This window comes from Blautia marasmi, from assembly GCF_900258535.1.
GTDB lineage: Bacteria > Bacillota > Clostridia > Lachnospirales > Lachnospiraceae > Blautia > Blautia hominis.
This window is the reverse complement of the sequence record NZ_OIWX01000001.1, coordinates 3,705,730-3,732,484: the sequence shown is the minus strand read 5'-3', so window position 1 is coordinate 3,732,484 and position 26,755 is coordinate 3,705,730. Positions and strand designations below refer to the sequence as shown.

The following is a 26,755-nucleotide window of genomic DNA, read 5'->3' as shown; positions in this document are numbered from 1 at the left end:
CTGTTCACTCCGTGTCCAGTAACACGCTTCGCGATGCACAGATATGGGGCATTCTGCCCCATATGGCGCTGGCTGCCTCGGGATTTTCATGCTTTCAGCATGAAAACGCCTCCCGGTACAGTGGCCTGTGTACAGAAACAAATTTACTCCTGCCAAAACAGGCAGCGTCTCATGAATACTTCTTATATCCGGGATGCCTTCCGGTCACACCATATCCTTCCCGCATGGATATGAGCCGGTCAATATTTTCCCGTGAGATCTCCTTTGCTCCGCCAAGCATATGAGCGTTCAGGCTGATCTGTGCAAAAAGTTCCAGAGTCTCCATCCGGTAATAAGCGGTAATGACATCCGCTCCAACTGTCAGCGCCCCGTGATTCTGCAAAAGCACTGCGTCATGTTCACCCAGATAAGGAGCAATGGCCTCAGGCACCTCATACGTGGAGGGCGTTCCATACGGTGTCACCGGCACAGAGCCAAGAGCGATCACAGTCTCAATCATGGAATATTCATCCAGAGGCTTATTCGCCACAGCAAACCCTGTCGCTACCGGGGGATGCGCATGTAAGACAGCCCCCACGTCCTCCCGCTCCCGGTAACAGCGCAGATGCATCTTGATCTCTGAAGAAGGACGGCACCCTTCCTCCGCTTCCAGGATATTTCCTTCCATATCAATGTGTACCAGCTTTTCCGGGGTAATAAAACTTTTGCTCATCCCCGTAGGTGTCGCCAGAAATGTCCCGTCCTCTAATTTTACGGAAACATTCCCGTCGTTTGCAGCTACCCAGCCCTTCTGCCACATTTTATGGCACACATCGCAAATCTGCTCCCTAAGCTCCATATAACTTAATTCCATTTCATTTCCTCCATTTTCTGTCCTGCACCTTTTCCTCTCACGAAACAAACTTCCTATACTGTCCGTAAGCCTCCTGCCACTGCTCTGTATCCTGCGGCTCATACACTTTCATATTCTCAGAATTCCGGATGATCCTCCGAACCTCTTTCAAATTCTTTACTTCCCCTGCTGCCACAAGCTGCATGGCAAGATTGCCGTACACAGTGGCTTCCACAGGTCCGGCGATCACGGGGATGCCGCATGCGTTGGCCGTCATCTGACACAGAAGGGCACTCTGGGCACCGCCTCCCACCAGATGGACTGCCTGATACGTTCTGCCTGTACATGCACAGATCTCGTCCAGTACCATCCTATATTTAAGAGCAAGGCTTTCGTCAATACAGCGCACCACCCCGCCCACACGTTCCGGGACTTTCTGCCCGGTTTGTCTGCAGAATTCCCGAATCCGCTGCGGTACATTTCCGGCGGGCACAAACTCCGGCGCGTCCGGGTCCACAAAAGCGGCAAAGGGTTCCGCATCCCCTGCCATGGATTCCAAATGTCCGAAACTGTATTCGCATCCTTCCCGCATCCACTGTCTCCGGCTCTCCTGAATCAGCCAGAGCCCTATGATGTTTTTCAAAAAAGAGGTTTTGCCGCCGCATCCCCCCTCATTGGTCATGTTGCAGGCAAAAGATCTGCTGTCTATCTGGGGTACATCCAGTTCTGTTCCAAACAATGACCAGGTACCGCAGCTCAAAAACAGAAAATCATCTGTCTCAGACGGAACGGCAGCCATGGCGCTCTGCGTGTCATGTCCTGCCACAGCTATGACATCCATGGGGCCTGCCCCCAGCTCTTCCCTGATCTCATTTCTAAGGCTGCCAAGCCTTGTTCCTGGCATAAGCACCGGCTCCAATATCCGGGAGGGAAGGCCCAGGCTTTCCAGCACCTCCCCGGACCAGTCCTTCTTTCCCGCATCCAGCATCTGCGTGGTTGATGCAATAGTGTATTCACTTGCCATTTCCCCTGACAGGAAATAGCAAAACAGATCCGGCATTAAAAGCATATGCTCTGCCCGGGCCAGCAGCTCTTTTCTGTACTCCTGCTCCGCCATAAGCTGAAATGCTGTATTGATCTCCATGAACTGGCTGCCGGTAATCTCATAGAGTCTTTCCCTGTCCATGCGGGAAAAGGCTTTTTTCAGCATCCCCTCTGTTCTGGCATCCCGATAATGGACCGGATTGGATAAGAGCATACCGTCTTTTCCCAGCAGCCCATAGTCCACGCCCCAAGTATCCACACCAATGCTGCTGATAGCCGCACCTGACCTGCCCTGCATGATCCCCGCCTTTGTAATGCCTGTCTTCAGCTCGTGGAAAAGCCGCAGAAAATCCCAGTACATGGTACTGCTGCTTTTTCCGTTTAAAATCACAGGTTCATTGGCAAAACGGTGGATCTCATGCAGAGAGATCCTTTCCCCATCGAAACTGCCCAGCATCACCCTGCCGCTGGAGGCTCCGTAATCTGCTGCCAGCATTTGTTTTCCCGGCATTTTCATCTTCCCCCAATCAATCTATTATCTGAATCATTACAGCATACTGTAACGGTTCCGTACCTTCCCCTGTACAAGCAAAAATCCCTACGGAACCGCCTTTGTCCATGGGATTTCTGCCCGGCTTGGAAATATTATGGTTCGGTCAGCGCAGCAAATGCGCAGACCTGCTCAATCGTCACTGCACGCTACTTATAAAGAGGACCATAAGCTGCGCAGGCTCTGTAGTCCTGTCCCTCTTTGTCCATACCAAATGCGTTCCATGCAGCAGGACGGAAGATTTTTTCCTCGGGTACATTGTGCATAGCCACGGGAATTCTCAGCATGGAGCACATGGTGATCAAATCTGCTCCGATATGTCCGTAGCTGATGGCACCATGGTTGGCTCCCCAATTGTTCATCACGTCATATGCTGTCTTAAACGCACCCTCACCGCTTACTCTGGGCGCAAACCAGGTACAAGGCCATGTATAATCCGTACGTTTCCAGATCGTGTCAGACACTTCAGCCGGAAGCTTAATGGTCCAGCCTTCTGCGATCTGCAGCACAGGTCCCAGACCTTTTACCAGGTTCAGGCGGATCATGGTCACAGGCATCTCCGCGTCTGTCAAAAATCTGGAGGAATAGCCGCCGCCACGAAAATATCCGAAATCAGCCGCGTTCCAGGTAGTTGCTTTCATAATGGCATCCTGGTCCTCTTTTGTCACATCAAACCATGGCTTGATCACACTGTTTCCGCTTTCATCCTTTGCTTCCCCGCAGGCATCCAGGCAGGCTGCGCCGGAGTTGATCAGATGGATGAAACCGCCTGCCTCTGCCGCTTTGCCTTCCAATGTATAACCTGTTGCCTCCTTCACAGCCTCCGGGCTCCAGTATGTACGCACATCTGCAAAGATCTGGGCTCTGTTGGTGAGCAGTTTCATAAACATCATGCCCAGACCGTTGAGCACATCGTTCTCTGTGGCCAGGATATAAGGCTCTCTGGCTCCATTCCAGTCAAAAGATGTATTTAACATCGCTTCCGCAAAGTCCGCATTTGGATAAAAATCGGTCCACTGCCTCTGCCCCTGGAAACCGGCTGCCAGGGCATTGTGTCCCACTTTTTCCTCCTCGCATCCCTCCGGAAGGTTTTCATTTCCATTCATCAGATCCTTGATGATGCACATCATCTTCACAACAAATTCCCAGTCTGCATCTTTCTGCTCCCTGGTCTTCTGCACTGCCTCCGGGTTCTTGTCAAAGCCCTCCATGCAGTGTTCTTTTGTCCAGGCCAGGGCTTTTCCGAATTCTTCCTCATCATAGATTCCTTCTGTCATGCGGCGGATCAGTTCCACTTCATCCACGGATTCCACACGCATTCCCAGATACGATTCAATAAAATCCGGATCAATGATGGAACCGCCGATCCCCATAGTCACAGAACCGATCTGCAGGTAGGATTTTCCCCTCATAGATGCTGCCGCAACAGCCGCACAGCCGAACCGCAGCAGTTTTTCCCTCACATCATCCGGTATATCCGTGGCATCTGCAGCCTGTACATCATGGCCGTAGATTCCAAAAGCGGGGAGCCCCTTCTGTGCATGGGTCGCCAGCACGCTTGCCAGATATACGGCACCCGGACGCTCTGTCCCGTTAAATCCCCAGACTGCTTTTATGGTCTGTGGATCCATGTCCATGGTCTCCGCTCCATAACACCAGCACGGGGTCACTGTCAGGGTAATATCCACCCCTTCTCTTCTGAATTTGTCCGCACAGGCGGCAGCCTCAGCTACACGCCCTATGGTAGTGTCCGCGATCACTACTTTTACCGGTTCGCCGTTTGAGTATTTCAAGTTTTCCTCAAAAAGCCGGGCTGCGGATCTTGCCATATTCATAGTCTGTTCTTCCAGGGATTCCCGTACTTTCAGGTATCCTCTTCTTCCGTCAATTGTTGGTCTGATTCCAATTACGGGATATGCTCCGATCAATCTGCTCTCTGCCATTTTTTCTGTACCTCCATACTGATAATAGTTGGCTCCCCTATGAGCCTCCGCTTGTCGGGCAGGGGAGTCTGAATCGGTTATAACGTGAACTGTTACGCATCCAGCCATTAAAAATCGCTTCGCGATGGGCCGGATAAAGCTGGCACTACTTTTTCATACGGTCAGCGCAGTAAATGCGCAGACCTGTCTGAACTGTTACCGTGAACTGTTCTATTTTTCTTATATTCTCATCCTAATCTTGTTTTCAATATATTTCCTGTGATATAATGGCAAAAAACAGGACAATATTCACCTTTTCCATAACTATTCACCACCTTCACCGTTATGAAAAAAACTTATGCAGGATCATGCCAAGCAATGGGATGATCCACAGGCAGGAGGTACCTATGCATTATCTGGACTATAATGAAAAACAGGCTCACGGAACAGCAGATTTCCCTCTGGCCTATTACTACGTGGACGAACACCATCCCCGCTATCACATGCCCTTCCACTGGCACAAAGAGACGGAGCTGCTCCGCGTTCTGGAGGGACAGCTCCGCCTCAGTCTGGATGACAGGGAGTATGTGGTAAGCGCAGGGGAATTAATTTATATTGGGGAGGGCGTCATCCACGGCGGGGAACCGGAGAACTGTATCTATGAGTGCGCGGTTTTTGATCCTCAGCCTCTGCTCATGCACACGCACGCTGTGCGCCGTTATCTTTATCAGATCCAGCGCCGCCAGATTCAGATCCTCATGCGTTTCACCCAAAAACAGCCTGATATCCTTTCCCGTGCAGAAACTCTGTATACTTCCCTGCGCAAAAAAAGCTCCGGATGGGAAATGACTTCCCTCGGAGCGCTTTTTGAACTCTATGGAATTGTATTTGCCGGGGAATATTACACCCCCTGTGCCTCCGAAAACAACGCCGAAGGCAGGCTCCAGCAGCTAAAGCCTGTGCTGGAATATATGGAACTGAATTATCAAAACCCGATCACCTTGGATGACCTCTCCAGGCTGGCCGGCATGTCATCTAAATATTTCTGCCGTTTTTTCCGCGCGGTGATCCACAGGACACCCATAGATTACCTGAACTATTACCGCGTTGAACGGGCCTGCTATCTCATGGCTGCGGAAGGCATTTCCGTCACAGAGGCCGCCTACCAATGCGGATTTAATGACAGCAGTTACTTTGTCCGGGCCTTTAAAAAATATAGGGACATGACACCCAGACAGTATGTGCAGCGTTTGGGGAAATCCGGCTAATAGCGTTTTATTTTCTTGGAAGGTGTCTTCTCAAACTCTTCCTCCCTGATCTTCAAGCCGTGGATCTTTTTATAGGGAGGAAGGCCTTTGTTGAAGTTGTCAATCACTTCCTGTAGTTTTTCTCTGACATCTTTGATCCTTTTTTTAGCGGCATATTCATAATCCGGGAAGATCTCGGCCTCTATGACTGATTCTGTCTCTCTGACAATGATCTCTTTTACAAAAGGTGATCTGCTGATCTCGTTCTCCAACTCTTCAGGTGAGACATTTTCCCCGTTTTTCAGGATGATCAGGTTTTTCTTCCTTCCTGTGATGAACACAAAATCATCCTTGTCCACATACCCCAAATCGCCGGTTTTGAGCCATCCGTCCTCCAGGGTTTCCTCCGTCTCTTTGGGCATCTTGTAATAACCCATCATAACACTGGAGCCCCGCACCCAGATTTCCTCATCCACAACCTTTGCCTCACAATTTGGAAGAAGTTTTCCCACAGACCCTTCTTTTGCATCCCATTCCAGGTTGGTGCTGATGACAGGGGAACATTCCGTCATACCGTACCCCTGTAAAACGGTAATACCGTACTCGGCAAATGCCCCCACCATCTCCGGTGGAAGATAGGCCCCGCCGCTGCAAATGGTCTTTAAATTGCCGCCAAAAGCAGCCTTTGCCACCATTTTCTTTGGCAGGATGCCTGTGGATTCCTTCAGCTTTTTATAAATGGATTCAATCACCATGGGAACCAGAAGCACGATCTCAGGCTTGAACAGCTTCATGTTTTTTGACACATGCATGATAGAATCATTGATACAGATAACCATGCCGATATAGATCCCTTTCAGGATATCCATGGTAAAACAGTAGGCATGATGGATGGGAAGAAGCGTCATGGATACGGTTCCCGCCGGGATCTTCATATCCAGACAGGCAGCATTGTCGGTCAGATTACGGTGGGTGAGCATAACCCCTTTGCTCTTGCCCGTTGTCCCTGACGTGAATAAAATAGCACACAGTTTATCCGGATCCGGACTACAGGAAAAACTGCCTGTATGTATTTTCAGAAGCTCCTGCAGGGACATGACATTCTCTGTGTTCTCTTTTGCCTGCATGGAAACCATACACTTGATATCCGGGCATTTTTCTACCGCCATCTCAGCCACATCCCTGCGGAGTTCATCGTAGACCAGAACACTGATATCCGCCCGGTTCAGAAGCTCACAGACATCCGCCGCCGGAAGCTGCGCATCCAGAGGGACAATGACACATCCGCTGTTTGCGGCTCCAAAATAAGTGATGATCCACTCATAAGTGGTTGGCCCGATGACAGCCACATGCTTTCCCAGCATCCCTATGTGGTCCAAAGCCCTGGAAAAAGCCTCGCTGTCCTTTTTTATATCCTCATATGTCTTTGTGATGATTTCTTTTCTGACTTTATAACGGATGGCAGGATTTTCCCCGTAAGTTTCCGCCGCATAGCCGATAATATCCTTCATGGTGTTGATCTGACCACTCATAATTCCCCTCCCGTTCTATTCCTTGAGACTCTCGATGTAGCGCATAGCCTCGCCCACGGTTCTGATCTCCGCAACCTCACGCTCCTCCACCTCGATATCAAAGGTATCTTCCAGTTCGCCTATCATGCTCATGAAATCATAAGACGTGAACCCCAGATCCTCCACGAATCTGGAATTTTCCGTAACCGTGTTTTTATCTATTTCCACATATTCACAAATCATATCTCTTAGTTTTTCAAACATCTCTTATCCTCCCTCTCCTATCAAACAGACTCTATGATCTCTCCCACTGTCATCTCCGGATTTTCCACACCTTTGAAAATGATCCGGCACAGGTAGTAATAGAGATACTGCAGGTCCTCAAAATGTACCACACCCGTCTGGTGTTCAAAATTAAAGTTCATGCCATTGTCCTCAGCCCTGTGCATAACTGTCAGGTAGAGGGCATGTGCCGCGGCACCGTTGCTGTACCAGGCGGATTTATACTGGATATTCTCCAGGCGTTCCAGTCCCTTTCCCTTCAGGGTCAAAGGCTGGTAGGTCAGGCTCAGCGGTTCATAGGTCTGTCCTGATCTTAATTTATAATACTTGTTTCTGTACGCGTAAAAAGCGGTGGGGTCGAAGTTGGCATGGCGGAATATCTGGTTCTGTCCGTCCCTGATTTTTTTCAGGCCCTCCATAAACGTATCATCCTTTTCCACCACAGTGCGGAACGGGAAGCAGTGGATCCTGGTGCCCCCGCATTTCTTTTCAGACAAGGTAGCCCTCCTTGCCACTGTGGTGTTGATGGAAACATCATCATTGCCGTTCACCTTCTGCAGATATGTGCGCAGCCCCATCATCAAAAGGCACACCATGGAAATATGATGCTCCTCACAGAACTGCATCAGCCGCTCAGAGGGGTCTGATTCCAGCTGGAATGTGATAATGTTGGCATCCACATTGTCGGAAACATTGGTAACTGCCCTTAAATCCGGGTTCTTTTCCCTTTCCCGTTCTGCCTCCAGTTTGCCCGGACCGAAAATGCTGTTGAAAATAGGTTCCGAGGAGGCGATCATCTTCTCAAAGAACTCGGTATCACGTTTCTTTGCTTTTGAATCCATCTCATATTCCAGGTCTTTTTTCAACTGCTCTATGTAAGATTTCATCTCCTTGGGATATTCCATGCCCTCATATTTCATGTTGGCATAAATCTCTATCACATCTTTTAAAAACAAGATCAGGGACTGGGCATCCATGGTCATGTGATCCACCAGAAGATAGATCCCCTGGAAACCATCCGGTGTGATGATCATGACCACCCGGTTCAGCGGGGAATCAAACCGTTCAAAGGGAACGGAAGTCCACTCTTTCATCTTATCCGCTGCATGGCACTCCTGCCATCCGGTAAAATCAAAGAATGCAATGTCTCTTACTTCCCTGTCGGCAATGTACTGATACACCTTGCCGTCCTCATCCTGCGTAAAACGCAGCCGCATGGACTCGCATCTGGCATACGCCTGGTAAATGGCTTCCTTCAGCGCGCCAAAGTCCAGACTCTGCTGAATGGTCAGGCTGGTGCCGATATTCAGTACCTGCTTTTTCGGGCAGTATTTCTGGTAGAAAAAGTGCAGCTTCTGTGCTGCAGTCAACGGATACAGTGGTTTGCCAAATTTCTCTTTCATATGTCAAACTCCTCTCTTATTTACACGGGAACCGCGTCCCCGGTGCTTCCCTCTCCGGTTACAGACGCCTCAGCGTCCCCGGTGCTTCCCTCTCTGATCACAGACTCCTCAGCCTCCCCTGCTGTCTCCAGAAACTCTGTCAGCTTCTGTTCGTATAGTGCCTGTTCTTTATAGAAAGCTTCCACGTGGCCTGCCCCGTGTATGATCAGCATGTTCTTTTTTGATGCGCAGTTTTCATAAATCTCATAACACATCCTGCACGGAACAAAGGTATCCGCATCCCCGTGGATAAAAAGTATGGGAACCTTTGCTTTCTTCACCTCCTCGGACGCGCTTAACTGCCGCAGCCCGTACCCCGCCTTTTTCCTGCACATGCTGTCCGAGATTTTCAGGATAGGATAAGCCGGTAAATGGTACTGGTCTTTCAGCACATGCTCAAATACATCCCAGGCGGAGGTAAACGCACAGTCGGAAACAATCCCTTTTACCTGCAAAGGAAGCTTCAAACCGCTTGTCATAAGCACTGTGGATGCCCCCATGGAAGTGCCGTGAAGCCAAATCTCACAGTCACTGCCAAAGCGCTCCTCCACATATTTGATCCAGAGAAACGCATCCTCCCTGTCCAGGCACCCGAATCCGATGTAAGTCCCTTCGCTGTCTCCATGGGCCCTCTCATCCACCAGAAGCATCTGATATCCTCTGGGCAGATAATAGTTGGACAGCCCTATGTAGTCACTCATACCTTTGCTGGTATAGCCGTGAAAACAGAGTACAAGCTTTTTGCCCCCCTGCCCCGGAAAATACGTTCCGTGGAGTTTCAGCCCGTCACCGGACGTAATGTACACATCCTCCCGTTCCTGTTTCAGCATCCACTCTTTCATCTTTTTAAGCTTCGGCATGTAAAGATCCCAGTTGGTGCCTGCCATATCCATAGTTCTCTTGGTTGTGGCTTTCTGCCGAAGCATGGTCCGTCTGAAAAAGTAAGACGCAATCCCATATTCCCCTGCAGCGGCCGCCGCTCCTGCTCCCAGTAACAAACTCCATCCATTCATAGATATTCCTCCTGTCATCACGTCTGTCCACACATCCGCAGTGCCCCCCGCCCCTGGTTATCTGTCATTTGGCTATCTACCATTTGGTTATCTGCCATTTAGTTATCTGCCCATTTGGTTATCTGCCATTTGGTTATTTGTTTTTCAGCAGTCTTTTGACCGGATTTTTGACTGTATTTGCCTTCGGCTGTATGATATCATCCGTCTTCACAGACACCGTGGTGTCCGGTCCGGCCGCGGCTTTCTTTTCTGCAGTTTTTTCTGCTTTTGCCTGCTTTATCTCAGTCTTCAGGTTTTTCTCCTCTGCCTTTTTCTGCTTTTTCTTTTCTCTGTTGGCCTGTTTAGAGAAGTTCTGAAGCAGCAGTGCCTTGTCAAAGCTGCCCTCCACTTGCAGTTTTCCCTGTGTGAATGCGGCAATAGCATCCATAGTGCCTCCCGCAATGCTCAAAAGTGTATCCGCTGTGGTTGTGAACAGCACATCCCTGTCATAATATTCGTATGGCTCTATGTACAGTTTCCCCTCTGAAACTTCCGCGTAAAAGGCACCTTCCGCCTCCCCCCGGATATCGAACTGATAGGCTATGTGTTCCTTGATCCCGCTCACATCCGCCTGCATAAAAATGTCTCTGATCTCACTCACTAATTCCTGATAAGTCATGTATTTTTTACCTCCATACATTTTTCGCCATTTTTCGACCACTGGTCGAATTTGGATTGTAAACAAGATACCACTTTTTCGACTGGTAGTCAAGTTTACATTTTTATGCTATCATGTTACTATTAAAAAAAATGGAGAACGATATTTATGCAAAACAATAGAAAAAAGGATATGATCCTGGACGCAATGCAGAGATTGATGAACCAAACCAGCGCCCAGTCCATATCCGTCAGCGATGTTGCCAAAGAAGCCGGCATCGGAAAGGGAAGTATCTACTATTATTTCAAATCCAAGGAGGAAATCCTGGAGGCCGTCATTGAGCGCTCCTACTCCGCAGCCATAGAGAAGGCCAAAAATCTGCTGGATGCCACGGATATGGACGCCCTGACCAAAATGGAAGTCATTTTCCGCACCTGCCGGGAGTCTTCCATGGAACTTCTCCGCCAGGAGTCAAACAACTTCTTTGAGCTGCAGCAAAGCGCCCTGCTGCATCAGCAGTACATACGCATTATGGTGAGAAACCTGCGTCCTATCCTGGCAGACATTATCCGCCAGGGCAACCGGGAGGGATCCATGCACTGCAAATCCCCGGAAGAAGTCTCTGAGATCGTCCTGATCATCCTCACGATCAAGCTGGACAACCATCTCACACGGGACAGCCGGGAACACACGAAAAAGACACTGGATGTCTTTACTTATATGCTGGAAACCAGCTTTCATATCGAAAAGGGTAAACTGGCCTATCTGTGGGAAGACTAGGACCGGATCCCAAAAAAGAGTATGCAGGCCAGATCACGATTCTGTCCGCATACTCTTTTTTTTACTTACTTTTGACTGCTTCTATAAATGTTGCCCCTTCTATACAGTCCAGCACATTTACCTGGGAAAATCCTGCCTGCCGAAGAAGCTCTGTCTCATGCTCCAAGGTAAGGGGAATGTCAAAATGTACAAACTGCTCCTCCGAAATTCCTCCTGTCTCCCGTTTTCTGCTGCATTCCCTGCGAAGAAGCACTTCTTCCTCCTCACAGCAGGCAATATAGTCCCCCTCCAGTAATTTTCCTCCCGGCCTCAGCGCCGCCCGGATTTTTTCAAACAGCCCTCTCTTTTTTTCAGGCAGGAAATGATGCAGGGATTCAAAAGATATCACCATATCATAACCTGCCTCTTCAAAAGGCTCCTGAAGATAGTCTCCGCAGATAAGCTTTATATCCTTTTTCTCATATTTGCGCTCCAACTGTTCCAGCATGGTACTGCACATATCAATTCCCGTCACACAGATATGGGGATACTTCCGGAAAATAGATTCCAGTTCCAGCCCCGTTCCGCAGCCCAGATCCAATATGCTTTTTGTATCATTGCCTATCCAGTCAGCGATCCTTATATAAGCCTCCTTCCAGGTCTGCATATGTTCCTCATACGTCCCGATACGCCGCTTAAAAAATTGGGACATCTCCTCAAGGGGCACATCTTTTTCCTGCTCCAGCCAGTCCCGCAGATCCTGCATATACTGCTCCCGGTCTTCTCTTATAACAACAGACATTCCGCCTTCCTCCTTGTATATGAATTTCTCTTCCCTTTTATTCTACAGGGCGGTTCTTTGAAAATCCACCTCATACATCCTTCTATTTAAAGTTGATCCACTCTCTTCTCTCCTTCAAATCCGCCAGGCCAATGCCTGTTGGTCCACATCCACGATCCGAAAAGGAAATATGGCAAGCCATATTTTTTGTCACCCCCTGTTTTTCGTTGACCTGATGTTCCCTCCGGCGTTATACTGAAAGCAACAGTAAATGCGCAGACCTACTGAATCACAATGGAGGAATCATTCATGACCATCACGGAAGTAAGCAAAAAATACGGTTTAACCGCCGATACGCTCCGTTACTACGAGCGCATTGGCCTGATCCCCTCTGTTCCCAGAAATAAAAGCGGGATCCGGGATTACGACGAGGAATCCTGCCAATGGATCGAGCTAATGAAATGTATGCGGAAGTCGGGTGTACAAATTGACGCACTCATTCAATATGTCTCCCTGTTCCAGGAAGGGGACGCCACACTTGACGCAAGAAAAAACCTTCTCATTGACCAGAGAAACCAACTGGCAGAGCGTATGAAAGACATGCAGGCCTCCCTGGACCGGCTGAACTACAAAATCGAGCGTTACGAGCAGAGCATGATGGCCGCGGAACGAAACCTGCAGCGACTGCACGAAGAAAAGACCGCACAGGACGGGGACGGCAAAACAGCATAAAAATGCGGCAGAGCTTATTGCCCTGCCGCATTTTCCTATTCTTTTTTCATTTCCCGCTCCAGCAGGTCACGTTCAATCTGCGGATACATTTTATCCAGCTTGTACATCAGCAGAATCACAACCGCTGCTCCCCATACAATGATAGGACCAAACTTATAGATATTTCCGATCGTCCTTACAGCGGAGTCCGGCTGCATCACCTGTGTACCTGTGGAGCTGATATAGCCGCTCACGGTCATAAGGCCTGTCATGATGGCACTTGTGATACCGGTTCCCACTTTGAAGCCCAGGCTTGCGCCGCCAAACACCAGGCTTTCCTGGCGGAACCCATTTTTCCAATAGCCGTATTCCACCACATCCCCCAGCATACCAAAGATTGTGGCTGAGAGCTGGGATGCCCCTACGGAACGGATAAGCGTCACGAAAAACAGCCATTGAAAATTATAAGGATTGACCAGTACCAGTATCTGAGAGCCCACCGCAATCAGACAGCCCGCCAGTGTGACATTCCTCTTTCCCCATCTTTTGATCAAAAACGGGCAGGCTGCAGCGCCGCCGATCATGCACACGGTTTCCAGGAAATACAGGGTGCTGTACATCCACGTGTCATTTCCGAAAATATATTTACAGTAATAAGGCAGGTCTGTTCCCACAATGGTCATATGGATAACCTGGATCGACCACAGCCCCAGCACACACCAGAAATACTTGTTTGTCACAAGAGCCTTTATATTCACCCCGACGGAACGCTTCTCCTCTTTTTTCGCCTCTGTGGCCACCGTCTCCTCACACCGGAAGAAACAGAACAGCAGCAACACTACCGCGATAACAACCCAGATGCACATGGTCTTGATCCATGCGGACTGGTCATTTCCAAATACTTTCACAAGAGGCATGGTAAACGTCACGGAAATAATACGCCCCACCGGTGACAAGATCATGCGGAAGATAGAAAGCAGATCCTGCTGATAAGAATCCCTGGTCATCATGGTGGACAGGGAACCATAGGGCACATTGATGGCTGTATAGATAACCGTAGTGGTCAGATTATAGGTGACGAATATGTATATCCCCTTCAAAAAATCCGTGGTGTGGGGCACTGTAAACATAAGGATCGCGGCTATGGCATAGGGAACCGTCATCCACAGGATCCAGGGTCTTGATTTCCCCCATCTGGATTTGGTCCTGTCCACCAGAAATCCCATGATCAGATCAGAACTGCCGTCAAATACTCTTGACACCAGCATGACAATACCGATAGTCACCGGTGAAATCCCCACATAATCTGTGTAAAACAATGTCAGCAGCGTGGATATCATACCGTACACAATATTACAGGCCGTATCCCCGCATCCATAAGCTACCCTTGTCCCAAAGGTTATTTTCTTCTTCATAATGACCTCCCCGCCACATGATCTTCCATATTTTTATATTATCTTTTCAGCATTCTTCCATAATAGCCTTCACAGCCGCCGCTGTATCATAAAGCGGAAACAGTTCGTACCCCACATACCCCGTGTAACCGCATGCCTCCAGATGGCGCAGAACTTTTTTATAATTAATCTCACCTGTGCCCGGTTCATGGCGCCCCGGGGCATCCGCCACATGGATGTGCCCAAACTGGTCTATATACCTGGAAACCGTATCACAGATACAGCCTTCATTAATCTGCATATGATACACATCGTAGAGCAGTTTCAGCCTGGGCGACCCAATCAGACGGCAGATTTCTGCCCCCATCTGCGTGGTTTCCAGAAAATTCCCCACATGGTCAGTGGTAATATTCAGAGCCTCCAGGTTCAGACAGATCCCTTCTTTTTCTGCCACTTCCACACAGTCCAGAAGTGTGCGGTACATGGAGCAGAGCTTTGTTGTATGGGAGAGATCCTCATAATGATCTACCACAATTCCCCCATCGCCCAGGGCATTGGAATGGATCGTCACACTGGCTGCCCCTACAGTCTTTGCCGCCTTAACAGATTCCTTCAGGTATTCCACATACTTTTCCCTGTGTTTCGGATCAACCAGGGAATAATCCGCATCCCCGTTAAATCCGCTGATGGCAATCCCCGCTTCTTTCGCTGCTTTTCCGGTATCCTCCAGATTCCGGATCCTCCAGTCCCAAAATTCCACAGCGTCAAAGCCGTCCTTCTTTGCTGCCAGAAATCTTTCCTCCCAGGGCAGTTCTGTATACAAGGTGTCAATACAGGCACATTTTCTCAGACTCATTTTCACTCTACCTCCTCAATTTTAACAGGTCTTCCCTCTTTCAGGGATTTTGTGGCTGCGGCTGCCATCAGAACAGGATACAGCCCGTCCATCCCGGTAACAGGCGTCTCCTTATCCTTCTCCACAGCCTCCACAAATGCCTGGATTTCTGATACAAACGCACCTGTGTAACGGTCCCACATGACTTTATATGTATTCTCACAGGTGGTACTTACGGCATCTGAAAGCACCACAGTATTGGGCACGTCATTTTCATTCCGCACACATCCCTGGGAGCCAAACACTTCCACCCTCTGGTCATAGCCATACACCGCTTTTCTGCTGTTGTCAATTGTGGCAATAATCCCATTGTCAAACTTCAGCATTACGACAGCCGTATCCACATCACCCGCTTCCCCGATAGCCGGGTCAATCAGCACAGAACCTGCCGCCACAACCTCCGTCACCTCAGCACCTCCAGCCAGAAAGCGGGCCATATCGAAATCGTGGATCATCATATCATAAAAAATCCCGCCGGACACTTTCACATATTCAATTGCCGGCGGCTCCGGATCCCTGGAGCTGATCTTGATCATCTGCACTTTCCCGATCCTTCCATCCTGCACCATGTTATAAACACCTCTGTGATTATGGTCAAATCTGCGGCAGAATCCAATCTGCAGCTTCACCCCGGCGTCCTCAGCCGTCCGGATCGCTTCCCTGACTTTTCCCAGGTCATAATCTATCGGTTTTTCACAAAAAATATGCTTTCCTGCCTTTGCCGCCTCCATAATATACCTGGAATGAGTATCTGTGGAGGAACAGATCAATACCGCTTCAATCTCCTCATCCTGCAGAATATCCTCCGCATTCTTCGTCACATTCCGCACCCCGCATTTTCTCAGATATTTCTCTGTCTCTCCATTCATAAAAGGGTCTGCCACGGTCTTGATCTCCACCTCCGGTACAAACATAGAAATATTCTTCGCATGTACCTTTCCGATTCTGCCTGCTCCAATAATTCCTGCTTTCATCTCAATACTCCTTTACTCTCCATTATTTTGCTATTTATTTTGTTTTTCCCACCCGCTGTAACTCTTTCACAGAGCCGTCCTTCCGCACACATCTCTTGTTATTGCGCCGGCATCCATTTACATTGCTGCTTAAATTTAGATTGCTGTTTAAATTTTCATTGGCTTAATTTTTCATTGCTGCTTAATTTTCATTGCTGTTTAATTTTTCATTGCTGCTTAATTTTTCATTGCTGCTTGATTTCATTGCTGCTTGATTTCATTGCTGCTTGATTTCATTGCTGCTTAAATTTGCTTTACTTCCCGGATTGCATGCATTGCTTCTTCTTTGATCACTACACTTTTCTATTTTGGTATATACCTTGTGCTTTTGCATCCTATGTGCTTTTGCACTTACAATTATAGGAAATCCACAGCGATTTGTCAACATTCTGCCTCTCTTTTTTTCATCTTTAGCAACATTTCACAATTTTGTGCTTTTGAACATACCATTTTATCAGCCCTCCTGCCTCCCCTCATTGTTAAACTTAACCAATTCCCCTATTTACAACCCACTTCCCCATATGATAAAATTCATTTATAAAACATCACACACTGAAAACTTCACCCCGTGCAATAGCACGTACACATAGACATAAAGAAACAGGAGGAAACATGATAAATAAAAAACCAACCATACAGATGGTTGCTGACAAAGCAGGTGTATCCCGTGGAACGGTTGACCGTGTTCTCAACAACCGTTCCCACGTAAGTCCTGATGTATACGACAGAGTCATGGCCGCCATTCAGGAAACAGGCTACCTCACACCCCGAAGCACATATCAAAAAACCCTGTTCGGCCAGGGTTTTCCGCCGATCAAGCTGGGTGTGCTTTTACCCAACTGGACCGGTCATTTCCGCTGGGAAATCATGCGCGGCATAGAAGCTGCCCAGGCAGAGCTTACAGACTTCCATGTAAAAATCCTAGTTGAAGAATGTGAAACCGACATACCGGAGGAAAGCATTGAAAAACTGGACACTCTACTAAAAGAAGGCATTCAGGGTGCTGCGGTCTGCACCATGAACGACCCCGCCATTGAACAAAAGATCCAATCCCTCACCGAAAATGGCATTCCTGTCATCACCTTCAACAGCGACCTACCCGGCACAGACCGGCTCTGCTTCATCGGTCAGGACTACAACAAAAGCGGCCGTATCGCGGCCGAACTCATCAGCAAATGCATCCCCGCCTCGGGCAAGATCCTAGCCGCAGCAGGCAACCTGGAGTTTGACGGCCACCGTGCCCGTCTGGACGGTTTCCGAACCCGCATGGCCGAGATTGGTTTCCCCCACGACCAAATCCAGGTCATAGAAACCTACAACAACTACCAGCTCACCTACAAAAAAGTCCTCACCGCCCTCCAGCAGGACGACACGATAAAAGCCATCTACATGGCCAACCGCAGCGTAGCCGGCTGCACCAAAGCCGTGGAAACCGCCCAAAAAAAAGGAGAACTCCGTATTATCTGCCATGACATGTCAGAACACACGAAATCTCTCCTCACTGATGGAACCATAGACTTCTCCATCTCCCAGGACCTCCACCGCCAGGGCTACCTCCCCCTGATCTACCTAAGAGACTACCTACACAAACAAAAACTCCCCCCCACCCAGGACACCGCCGCCAACATCTCCATCCTCTGCTCCCAAAACCTCTAAACCGGCCTGTCCCCCAGTAACTCCGCCCTATAACACCCTCACCACTTAGTAACCAAACGCTTCATAACCATACCGACGTAACATACCAAATGAACGCTCCCATCCTCCCGTTCCCACCACCAGTCACTATAGATAGGAGGCCGGAGGGCTGGTCGGTCCGTGGGGCTTCCTCCCGGGCAGCATTCCGCAGGAGGCTTAGACCTGCTTAGTAAAAATGGAAGTCCCAGGCAAGGAGAAATTCCGGTTACCAGCCGGAATTTCAGGACAGTTGAGCTGTTCAGCCATAAAGGCTGGACAGCGGTTCTGTCCGGTGCCTTGCCTGGGACTTCCATTTTTGCTTAGCAGGACTTGCCGACGGAGGTGCTGTCTGGGAGGAAGCCCCACGGACCGACCAGCCCTCCGGCCTCCTATCTATAGTGACGTCCGTGAGCCACCTTCATCCGTGAGCCACCTTCCGATTCACCCAAAAGAAATACCCCACACACAAAACGATCTGCACCGCCGAAGAACAAGGCGTCGCCAGCCCCACCCCAAACAGTGAAACCGGCACCATCCGGCTCATAAGAAACGACACCGGAATCCTCACCCCAAAAGCGCCCACGATCCCCTGCACCATCACAAACAAAGTCTTCCCGCATCCATTAAAATACCCAATCATACAAAACATCACAGAAACCAGCAGACAGTCAATGGCATACGCCTTCAGATACTCCGCCGAAGCCGCGATAACCTCCCCGTCCCTGGCAAAAACCCCGGACAGAATATCCCCATGGAAAAATGCCCCATAAGCCATCAAAACACCCACGGCCACAGACATCCCAATCCCACATAACAGCGCCTTCTTTGCCCTTCTTGTTTCTCCGGCACCCATATTCTGGGATACAAACGCCGCCATAGACTGATTAAACGCTGACGGCACCAGCATAATAAACCCGCACAGCTTCTCCGCCACACCCACTCCGGCAGACGGGATCACCCCAAGGGAATTGACAATCGCCGTGATCGCCAAAAATGAGATCCCCACCAGAACATCCTGAAACGCAATAGGAAATCCCAGCCGGAACACTTCCCCCATACGCTTCCTGTCAAAACCAATATCCTTTTTATGAAAGACAAAGGGAAACTTCCTCTTCCTGATGATCAGCAGGGAGATCACCACACTCAGCACCTGCGCAAGCACAGTGGCAATCGCCGCCCCCGCGGTGGCAAGCTCAAAGACACCCACCAGCAGCAGATCCCCCGCAATATTAAACACACAGGCGATCGCCACTGTAACAAGCGGCATCTTAGAATCCCCAAGCCCTCTGAAAATACTGCCGATCACATTATACGCCACTATAAAAAGCGCCCCTGCCGAGCAGATCCTCACATAAGAAACCGTAGCTTCAAATGCCTCCGGGGGCGTCTGCATGATCTTGGCAATAGGCACAGCAAACACTTCCATAAGAACCGTTATCACCACACCGATGACAATAAAAAGCATGATACTGGCGCCAATGATCTTTCCGCCTTCCTCTGCTCTCCCCTCACCGATCTTTCTTCCCAGAAGAATGGTGGTACCCATGGCGATCCCCACCACAAAAGCCGTGATAAGCTGCATCAGCCAGCTTCCTGTGGAGACTGCCGATACATCTGCTGCCTGGGCAAACTGCCCTACAACCAGCATATCCACCGCCCCGTACATAGTCTGCAAAAATATAGCTGCAAGCACCGGCAAAGCAAATTTAACCAGGGGCATCAGGATCTTTCCCTTTGTAAAATTCTGTCCTTCACTCATGATATCTTTCCTCTCCTGTATGTACAGCCTTGCATGAATCCCACAGTCATCATCACCCGCTGTCCGCGCCGGGACCGCGCCCGTAAAGCTGGTCATAGACACTCTATGAAGTCGCTTCGCACACACCTCTGACGCGGATATCAAGCACTCTTTACCGCAAGATAAACACAACGCTGTACTGAATTTTCATTTTTACCGGAAAAAAACCGGATAAGAAGCAGGCATCTCAGCCAGCATCTTATCCGGTTACCATTTCTTTACGAATGGTTCACCTCCGATGAACGCTGTCATTATATAACATGACTTTTTATTTGTCAAGATTCATAAGTCAACCGATCTTAATGTCATAAGTCAACCGATTTTAATGATACATAAGCCAACCGATTTTAATGATTCATAACTCAGCCGATTTTAATGATTCATAAGCCAACCGATTTTAATGACCGGCGAAGGATCCCCGATACAGGATTTTGCTCAATTTTACTGCCCAATCAATTCATCTATTGTGAATCTCTCATATTTCAGTATGTTCTTTAAATGCAGTTCATTTCGTGACCAGGAATCATATTTTTCATACAGCAGGCCAATCTCGCCGCTTGGCAGTTCTGTCAGACAGGAATAGGAATACCCCATCTGCGGATCGTCAATGGCATAGCTATACTTCCATTCCACAGAATATTTATTGACCCCTGTTTCCCCTGTGTCATTGATCAGACCAACCCAGATCTTACCGTTCTTCCGGCCCTCTGTGGCGTTTGGTGAAGACAGGATTATGGCCGGTTTTCCGTCAACAGGTTCAGAGTAATTGATAACGGACAACTGTGTGCCGTAAGAAGTTGTACTGATCCCTGTCAATGGGACTCTGTCGCTCCAAGTCTCTCCTCCGTCAACGCTTGTGACTTCCGCAATATAACCGGAGCCTGTGCGCAGATATGTTTTTAAGGAGCCGTCCGGCATCTCAACGATCTGTGCTTCTGCTGTGGCGCCGCCTGTCCGGTCATCCGCCTCCACATAAGTCCAGTTATCCCCATGGTCATCACTGTACATAAATCCAAGCTCTGCCGAAGATTTGGAGTACAGGGGAACCAGCAGCCTTCCCGCGTATTCACCTGTTGTTATCTGCTTGCCGACACCGGGACCCACTACTAAAAATTTAGACTCCTCAGGCTTAAAGGTACTGACAATATTCAGGTCAGACCATGTCTCTCCCTCATCATCCGAATATCTCATGGCAAGATAATTTGTTGGAAACGCCTTAAAAACGGAATCCTTATAAAATATGTTCATATTTACATTTACATCCGTCTGGGTCTCCAAAAGAGTCGAACCTTCAAAATTATAATCATACTGTCTGCAGGTCAGATTATTTCCGTTCTGGTAAAGATCATATTCCCCGTCTACCGTGTATTCGGTTGGCTCACCTGTGGCATCGTTATAGATAACACCGTCTTCACGGACAGAATAATTGTAAACACCCGCTCCATCTTCATGCCATCTGAGCTTCAGATATTTTTTGCCGTCTATCTCCTTAAAACCGGACCCTACAGAGGCATTGGAGCTGCCAATTCCAGCGGGCATCAGATCCGCAAAAAGAAATACTCTTTTCGTTTCCTTATCCTCCAGCAATACAGGGTCAATATAAGAAGCGCTCCCCTGGATCTGTACATTCTTCCCTACAGAATCCCTGGGCCAGTCTATATTTTTTGCCACGTAATCCTCAAACTTTAACGGCAGTGTGGGCTCTCCCCATGTATTTCCCCCGTCTGTGCTCTTGGCAAACGCAATATTAATCTTACTTTTGGAGTCATGGGTTCCGCCATATCTGGCATCTGCCGCAGCCAAAACAGTCCCGGAATCCAACGTCAGCAGGGAGGGTATCCTAAAATAATTGGATCGTGTAGCGTCCCCCGCGTAGAAAATATTTTCTGCGTAAGCCGTCTCTCCTGTTGTCCCGATCAATTCCTCATCAGAGAGGACATCACTGTATATTTTGATGTTTCCTATGGTCCCTCCAAAAGGATAAGCCACACTGCCCTGACGCATGGTTCCTCCCAAAGTGACGTTGTCCACTCCGGTAATGTCACTGATAAATTTAAAATCATCCTCGTCCAATACCGCCAGCAATTCTCCGTTGGCGAACAGCTTATACTGTTTATTTTCCGCATCCGCCTTGAACGCAACCGTATTAAACACTCTTTCCCCCTTATAGAGGCCACGGACCGCTGCCGGTCTGTCAAGGGTATATTTAAACACTCCATCCGTATTTCTCAGCTCCATACCCACACCACCGGAACTTGTCACATAGATATGGAAATGTCTGTTCTGGTTCCCTGCCGTGCTGTTTCCCACACTGAATAAAGACTGAATGGCATTTTGGCTTGTGGATTGATAAGAAATAACAATGGTACCCTGAGTTAACGCTTTTACAGATTCCGCTCCCTGCTCTTCATCCAGACGATATCCCTGTCCTTCCCGGATCTCTATATTATCCGCTTCTAAAACAGGCGTTCCCATTGTTGTTTCCACAAGCTCTGTGTTCCCGGTTTCCTGCTCTGTCTCTGCTTCTTGCAGTCCAGTATTTTCCTGTTCCTCCGCTGTCTCTGCTTCTTGCAGGGCTGCATTTTCCCGTCCCTGCTCTGTCTCTGCTTCCTGCAGGCCAGTATTTCCCCGTCCCTGCTCTGTCTCCGCTTCCTGCAGGCCAGTATTTTCCCGTCCCTGCCCTGTCTCTGCTTCTTGCAGGCCAGTATTTTCCTGTTTCTCTGCTGTCTTTGCTTCCTGCAGGGCTGTATTTTCCCGTCCCTGCCCTGTCCCTGCTTCCTGCGGGCCAGTATTTTCCCGTCCCTTTGCTGTCTCTATTTCTGTTTCTGATAAATTCCGGCTGTCCACTGCTGCATATACATTGAAGGAAGCAGCACAAACTGCCGATACAACTGCAAATACAACGATTCTTTTCCTGAATTTATACATACCTTTAATCTCCTATTATTTCACTCAACTGCACTTTGCGGTTCTCATATCTGGACTTGGTACATGCATCTGCCGTTGCGATGGCGGCTCTTGCTGCCTCACCTGTGAGCAGGGGTCTGAACTCATCATCGGCTGTTGCTCCGTGCATGATCCCATTTAAATATTTCATCTCATTTTTCATAATACTGTGCAGCCACATAGGCGGCTTTTTACCCGGTTTTCCGTACATAATGGCCCCGTCCATCTCGGTTCCGTGGTATATCCTGGTGCGGTCATCATCCTCCTCCCTGGATTCATGTACCAGGAAATGCTCCTCTTTTCCGTCCACTTTCAAGGTTCCTCCGCAGTCGCACATATCAATACGGATAGCCCCCTTTGTACCCTGGATCAGTACATAATGTTCCGGCCAATGGAAGGCTGAACCCCATTCCAATACTGCGTAACGGTTGTCGGGAAACTCCATATTTACAAACAGCATGTCGTCCTCATCGCCAAATTCATCCCCTTGATGGGCAACATTTCCCCCTGTCATGGTGACCGTTTCTGGCATCCCGCCCATCAGGAACTGTACACAATCCAGTTCATGAATATGGTGATACAGATGCCCTCCTGATTTTTCTCTGATTTTTTTCCATGAAATGGTTGGCTGCGGTTCTTCCCAGCCGTTTCTGGCAGAATGGCAGTACAGAACTTTTCCGATCACACCCTCATTGATCAGCTTTTTCGCGTAGCGCACGCCCCGGAAGAAATTCATAACATGTCCTGCCATAAAAGTAACGCCGTGCTGCTGGCACGCTTTTACCATCTCATCGCAGTCTTTATAGCTCAGTGCAATAGGTTTCTCACAGAAAACATTTACTCCGTGTTCTGCTGCTTTTATGACCGGCTCTTTGTGCAGATAATTGGGCGTTGCCACGATCACTGCATCTACATCCTGACGGCTATACAGGGTATCCAAATCTGTTTCCACATCACATCCCAGTTCTTCTGCCACAGTCTGCGCATTTTCCGGGTCAAGGACTGCCACAATTTTGGCGCCTTCCTGTTCTTTCATAATACGTCCAAGCTCTGCACCGAAATAACCGGTTCCCACAATTGCGTATCCTATTGTTTTCATATCCATTACCTCCAAATATATTCAGTATTATTTTACCGCTCCATCCGTCATGCCGCCTGCGATCTTATTCTGGATGAACATAAAGAAAATAACAGACGGAACTACCACCAGGGCGGATGCTGCCATCATATCTCCCCAGTTAAGGATCTCAGAACCCTGAAGGGATTTCAGCGCTACGGACACAGTCATTTTATCTGTGCTGTTAATAAGAATCAAAGAATACAAAAATTCATTCCATGCGTTAATAAACGTATAGATGGCGGTTGCCACGATCCCCGGCATGACCAGGGGAAGTACGATCCTCACAAAAGTCTGGACCTTATTGGCCCCGTCCACTCTTGCCGCCTCCTCAATACCCAGGGGCACGGTTTTGAAAAAGCCTACCAGCATCCACACCGCATACGGCACACTGAAGGAGAGATACACAATGACAAGGCCCACTCTGGTGTTGACAAACCCCAGCTTTGCCATAACCATGGAGTATGGGATTGCCAGCAGGATCGGCGGAAACATGTACGTTGCCACCAGAACCTTTGACATAATAGAGCCCAGCTTCGGAAAGAATCTCACGATCCCATAGGCCGCCATGGATGAGATCACAATGGCAATACAGGTGGTGGACACCGCAATGATCAAACTGTTGCTGATATTTCCCGCGAAGCCCAAATCCTTGATCACATGGACAAAGTTTTCAAGGGTAAATTCTTTCGGCAGAAAGCGGGTTGGATTTGCCGTCAGTTCTCCTGAGGATTTTACGGAACACAGCAAAACCCACACTAAGGGGAAAAAGGCAATAAAGGACAAAAGGATCAGGTATACATGACAAAGCCCATTTCCAATCTTTTCTTTTCGATTCGTCATCACTTGTCCTCCTTTTCCCATTTTCCGATAATTGTAAAGTAGATCACACAAACCAGCAGCAGGAAGGCCAGCAAGAGCATGGTAACTGCCGATGACCTGCCCAGAAGTTTGGTTCCCCAGCCCATATTGTAGGCATAAATAGGTACCGTGGTTGTGGCATTTGCCGGACCGCCGCCTGTGAGAAGGTAGATAATATCAAAGTTGTTGAATACCCAGATTGTACGAAGGACCACCAGAAGACCAACCACGATCTTAATATGGGGTACTGTAATATGCCAGAACTGCTGGAATTTGGAAGCGCCGTCAATCTGAGCCGCCTCATACTGGTCCTGGGGGATCGTCTGCAGCGCGGACAGCACATTTACCATGATCATAGGTGCACCAAACCAGACATTGATCAGGATCAACGTCAAAAACACCAGGCTGCTGTCACTTAAAAACTGCGGGAGTTCACTGCAGATGCCCAACTGGACAAGAATATTGGGAAGGAAACCTGAAACACCGTTCAGTATCCACTTCCAGGAAAGTGCGATCACAATAGACGGAAATGCCCAGGGAATGATCATGAGGGTTCTGTAAACACCTTTTCCGATCTTTACCCGGTTGATCGCCAATGCCGCCGTAAATCCAATAAACAACTGTCCCAGCAGGGAACCTACTGTCCAGAGTATGGATGTGAAAAATGCCTTATAAAAATTAGAGTCCGATAAAACCGCTTTATAATTTTCTAATCCTATAAAATCATATGTCGCTTTAATCAGATGCTTGGTGGTCATACTGTAATATAAACTGGAAAAGATCGGATATATGAGCAGTATCCCCACAACCAGCAATGCAGGAAGTACGAAAATCCAGCGGGCATAATCAAATTTTACTTTTCTATTCACTAAAATGCCGCCTTTCTTAGGGATGGGACTGCCCGCTTATGTGGTGGGTTGGGCAGTCCCCGGTAACATGCTATGTATTCAAAATCACTCTACAGTGCTGAATACCTCATTCAGTTTGTCTTCTGCTGCCTGTGCAGCCTCTTTTACATCTGTTCCGTTTGTGATAATATCCTGGAACATGCTCTCTATGATTCCCTGGGACGTGAGAAGGCCTGCCTGGACACTTGGTCCCTGTTCAAATCCTATGGCGGTTCCCATATCCATGGCCTTAGTGATAACATCTACCGCATTGGAGAATTTCTGTACCGTCGCATTCTCTTTGTATTCTGCTGTATCTGCGATTCCCGTAATGGATGGCAGCATTCCCACCGGGGTTGCTTCCAGGAATTTGATATAAGTATCTTTTTCGTATAACTTTTTAATAAATTCCTTACATATTTCCGGATGCTCTGAGTTTTGCCACACCACCATAGGAATATTGGAAGTTTCCGCGCCATAGTCCGGATCATCTGCATTTATCTTTGGAAGAGGCGCACAGTCGATCTGGTCCACCAGATCAGGAGAGTTGGTCTCAACACCGCCGATCTGGAAACCGGAGTTAAAATCAAAGGCCGTCTTTCCCTGGTAAAACAGGGTTGCCTGGTCTAACACCGCATAGTTTACAGAATCCTTGGGGGAACAATTATTATAAATATCCAGCCAGTAGTTAATACCATCAATAGCCAGGTCGCTGGTCAGGTCTGCTTTCAGGTCTTCCGTAAGAAGGCTCCCTCCGCCGCTTCTCACATAGAAGTTCAGGAACCGGGTTCCCATAAGATCATTGGAACCGCAGGGGAAAGAACAGCCATAGACGCCGTCTTTTGTAAGTGTTTTGGCCGCCTCCGCAAATTCATCCCAGGTTACAGGAACCTGGAGACCTGCTGCCTCCAGCAAATCTTTTCTGTACCACATAACCTGCGCGTGGGAATACAGGGGCAGGGAATAACAGGTACCATCCTTTTCTCCCTCTGACAGAGCGGTCTTTGAAAACTTATCTCTCCCTATGTCGTCGATCAGATCATCCAGGGGAACCAGAGCCTCTGCATCCATCATCTCCACAACATGTCCGGGAAGCGCTGTACTCATATCCGGTACATTCCCTGAAGCCAGGCCTGTGGTCCACTTCGTATAAAAATCACCCCAGGAAAAAGTCTCGATGGTGATATTCACATCCGGATTATCCTTCATAAACTGGTCCGCCGTCTCCTGTATAACCTCCAAACGGGGTCCCTGTGTAAAAGAGTGCCAAAAGGTAATGTCACCTTTCAGTTCCCCTGTTTTTGCTGTTGTCTGCTCACTATCTGTACTGCCGTTCTGTCCGCATCCTGCGAGCATGGTGGAAACTATCATTGTCCCCACTAACAATATTGCCAAATTTCTTTTCATAAAGCTCTCCTTTCTGCTCACTTTGATTCTTT

At 48.6% G+C, this 26,755-nt stretch carries 22 protein-coding genes; 4 read left to right on the top strand and 18 right to left on the bottom strand.

What is annotated here, in order from left to right:
• Positions 1 to 169: 169 nt before the first annotated feature.
• From C6P39_RS16100 to C6P39_RS16090, 3 genes are all read right to left on the bottom strand, one after another.
• Positions 170 to 853 (bottom strand): class II aldolase/adducin family protein, encoded by a 684-nt coding sequence (locus tag C6P39_RS16100; RefSeq protein WP_104805955.1) that lies wholly within the window; start codon positions 851 to 853, stop codon positions 170 to 172.
• 37 nt (positions 854 to 890) lie between these two features.
• Positions 891 to 2,387 carry a rhamnulokinase gene (locus C6P39_RS16095; protein WP_104804458.1) on the bottom strand — a complete coding sequence of 499 codons (1,497 nt, stop codon included), beginning with the start codon at positions 2,385 to 2,387 and terminating at the stop codon, positions 891 to 893.
• A gap of 188 nt (positions 2,388 to 2,575) precedes the next feature.
• Positions 2,576 to 4,369 carry an L-fucose isomerase gene (locus tag C6P39_RS16090; protein ID WP_104804457.1) on the bottom strand — a complete coding sequence of 598 codons (1,794 nt, stop codon included), beginning with the start codon at positions 4,367 to 4,369 and terminating at the stop codon, positions 2,576 to 2,578.
• Between the two features lie 386 nt (positions 4,370 to 4,755).
• On the opposite strand from C6P39_RS16090, the gene C6P39_RS16085 reads away from it, so the two are divergent.
• Positions 4,756 to 5,616: an AraC family transcriptional regulator gene (locus C6P39_RS16085; protein WP_104804456.1), complete on the top strand. Its 861-nt coding sequence runs from the start codon at positions 4,756 to 4,758 to the stop codon at positions 5,614 to 5,616.
• Here the strand turns inward: C6P39_RS16085 and C6P39_RS16080 are convergent.
• From C6P39_RS16080 to C6P39_RS16060, 5 genes are all read right to left on the bottom strand, one after another.
• Positions 5,613 to 7,127 (bottom strand): AMP-dependent synthetase/ligase, encoded by a 1,515-nt coding sequence (locus tag C6P39_RS16080; protein ID WP_104804455.1) that lies wholly within the window; start codon positions 7,125 to 7,127, stop codon positions 5,613 to 5,615. The two genes, C6P39_RS16085 and C6P39_RS16080, sit on opposite strands and share 4 nt — an antisense overlap.
• Before the next feature lie 15 nt (positions 7,128 to 7,142).
• Positions 7,143 to 7,370, bottom strand: coding sequence for an acyl carrier protein (locus tag C6P39_RS16075; RefSeq protein WP_095171665.1), 228 nt, complete (start codon positions 7,368 to 7,370; stop codon positions 7,143 to 7,145).
• A 20-nt stretch (positions 7,371 to 7,390) separates the two neighbouring features.
• Positions 7,391 to 8,791, bottom strand: coding sequence for a condensation domain-containing protein (locus C6P39_RS16070; protein WP_104804454.1), 1,401 nt, complete (start codon positions 8,789 to 8,791; stop codon positions 7,391 to 7,393).
• A gap of 20 nt (positions 8,792 to 8,811) precedes the next feature.
• The gene (locus C6P39_RS16065) at positions 8,812 to 9,849 is read right to left on the bottom strand and encodes an alpha/beta hydrolase (RefSeq protein WP_095172365.1); all 1,038 of its coding nucleotides are present in this window, start codon (positions 9,847 to 9,849) and stop codon (positions 8,812 to 8,814) included.
• 127 nt (positions 9,850 to 9,976) lie between these two features.
• On the bottom strand, positions 9,977 to 10,501 hold the full coding sequence (locus C6P39_RS16060; protein ID WP_104804453.1) for an SCP2 sterol-binding domain-containing protein: 525 nt from the start codon (positions 10,499 to 10,501) through the stop codon (positions 9,977 to 9,979).
• A 147-nt stretch (positions 10,502 to 10,648) separates the two neighbouring features.
• On the opposite strand from C6P39_RS16060, the gene C6P39_RS16055 reads away from it, so the two are divergent.
• Positions 10,649 to 11,260 (top strand): TetR/AcrR family transcriptional regulator, encoded by a 612-nt coding sequence (locus C6P39_RS16055; protein WP_095171673.1) that lies wholly within the window; start codon positions 10,649 to 10,651, stop codon positions 11,258 to 11,260.
• Between the two features lie 61 nt (positions 11,261 to 11,321).
• On the opposite strand, the gene C6P39_RS16050 is transcribed toward C6P39_RS16055, so the two are convergent.
• A complete protein-coding gene (locus C6P39_RS16050) occupies positions 11,322 to 12,041 on the bottom strand; it encodes a class I SAM-dependent methyltransferase (RefSeq protein WP_104804452.1) in 720 nt (239 codons plus the stop codon).
• A gap of 288 nt (positions 12,042 to 12,329) precedes the next feature.
• Between C6P39_RS16050 and C6P39_RS16045 the strand changes: the two genes are divergently transcribed.
• The gene (locus tag C6P39_RS16045) at positions 12,330 to 12,752 is read left to right on the top strand and encodes a MerR family transcriptional regulator (RefSeq protein WP_095171678.1); all 423 of its coding nucleotides are present in this window, start codon (positions 12,330 to 12,332) and stop codon (positions 12,750 to 12,752) included.
• Between the two features lie 35 nt (positions 12,753 to 12,787).
• Here C6P39_RS16045 and C6P39_RS16040 read toward each other — a convergent pair whose 3' ends face one another.
• From C6P39_RS16040 to iolG, 3 genes are read right to left on the bottom strand one after another with little or no spacing between them, the layout of a single operon-like run.
• Positions 12,788 to 14,146: an MFS transporter gene (locus C6P39_RS16040; protein WP_104804451.1), complete on the bottom strand. Its 1,359-nt coding sequence runs from the start codon at positions 14,144 to 14,146 to the stop codon at positions 12,788 to 12,790.
• A gap of 46 nt (positions 14,147 to 14,192) precedes the next feature.
• Positions 14,193 to 14,981: a TIM barrel protein gene (locus C6P39_RS16035; RefSeq protein WP_104804450.1), complete on the bottom strand. Its 789-nt coding sequence runs from the start codon at positions 14,979 to 14,981 to the stop codon at positions 14,193 to 14,195.
• A gap of 2 nt (positions 14,982 to 14,983) precedes the next feature.
• Positions 14,984 to 15,994 (bottom strand): inositol 2-dehydrogenase, encoded by a 1,011-nt coding sequence (gene iolG, locus C6P39_RS16030; RefSeq protein ID WP_104804449.1) that lies wholly within the window; start codon positions 15,992 to 15,994, stop codon positions 14,984 to 14,986.
• 651 nt (positions 15,995 to 16,645) lie between these two features.
• On the opposite strand from iolG, the gene C6P39_RS16025 reads away from it, so the two are divergent.
• Positions 16,646 to 17,689 (top strand): LacI family DNA-binding transcriptional regulator, encoded by a 1,044-nt coding sequence (locus C6P39_RS16025; RefSeq protein ID WP_242987059.1) that lies wholly within the window; start codon positions 16,646 to 16,648, stop codon positions 17,687 to 17,689.
• Positions 17,690 to 18,125: 436 nt separating this feature from the next.
• On the opposite strand, the gene C6P39_RS16015 is transcribed toward C6P39_RS16025, so the two are convergent.
• The 6 genes from C6P39_RS16015 to C6P39_RS15990 form a co-directional block, all read right to left on the bottom strand.
• Positions 18,126 to 19,466, bottom strand: a complete 1,341-nt coding sequence (locus C6P39_RS16015) for an MATE family efflux transporter (RefSeq protein ID WP_095172367.1) — start codon at positions 19,464 to 19,466, stop codon at positions 18,126 to 18,128.
• A gap of 480 nt (positions 19,467 to 19,946) precedes the next feature.
• Positions 19,947 to 22,433 carry a sialidase family protein gene (locus tag C6P39_RS16010; RefSeq protein ID WP_242987058.1) on the bottom strand — a complete coding sequence of 829 codons (2,487 nt, stop codon included), beginning with the start codon at positions 22,431 to 22,433 and terminating at the stop codon, positions 19,947 to 19,949.
• A gap of 4 nt (positions 22,434 to 22,437) precedes the next feature.
• Entirely contained in the window at positions 22,438 to 23,550 is a 1,113-nt protein-coding gene (locus C6P39_RS16005) for a Gfo/Idh/MocA family protein (RefSeq protein WP_104804448.1), read from the bottom strand.
• A 27-nt stretch (positions 23,551 to 23,577) separates the two neighbouring features.
• The gene (locus tag C6P39_RS16000; protein ID WP_104804447.1) at positions 23,578 to 24,411 is read right to left on the bottom strand and encodes a carbohydrate ABC transporter permease; all 834 of its coding nucleotides are present in this window, start codon (positions 24,409 to 24,411) and stop codon (positions 23,578 to 23,580) included.
• Positions 24,411 to 25,298, bottom strand: coding sequence for a carbohydrate ABC transporter permease (locus C6P39_RS15995; RefSeq protein WP_095171694.1), 888 nt, complete (start codon positions 25,296 to 25,298; stop codon positions 24,411 to 24,413). Before C6P39_RS15995 ends, C6P39_RS16000 begins: the two co-directional genes overlap by 1 nt.
• A gap of 84 nt (positions 25,299 to 25,382) precedes the next feature.
• Positions 25,383 to 26,723 (bottom strand): ABC transporter substrate-binding protein, encoded by a 1,341-nt coding sequence (locus C6P39_RS15990; RefSeq protein WP_104804446.1) that lies wholly within the window; start codon positions 26,721 to 26,723, stop codon positions 25,383 to 25,385.
• Positions 26,724 to 26,755 lie beyond the last annotated feature (32 nt).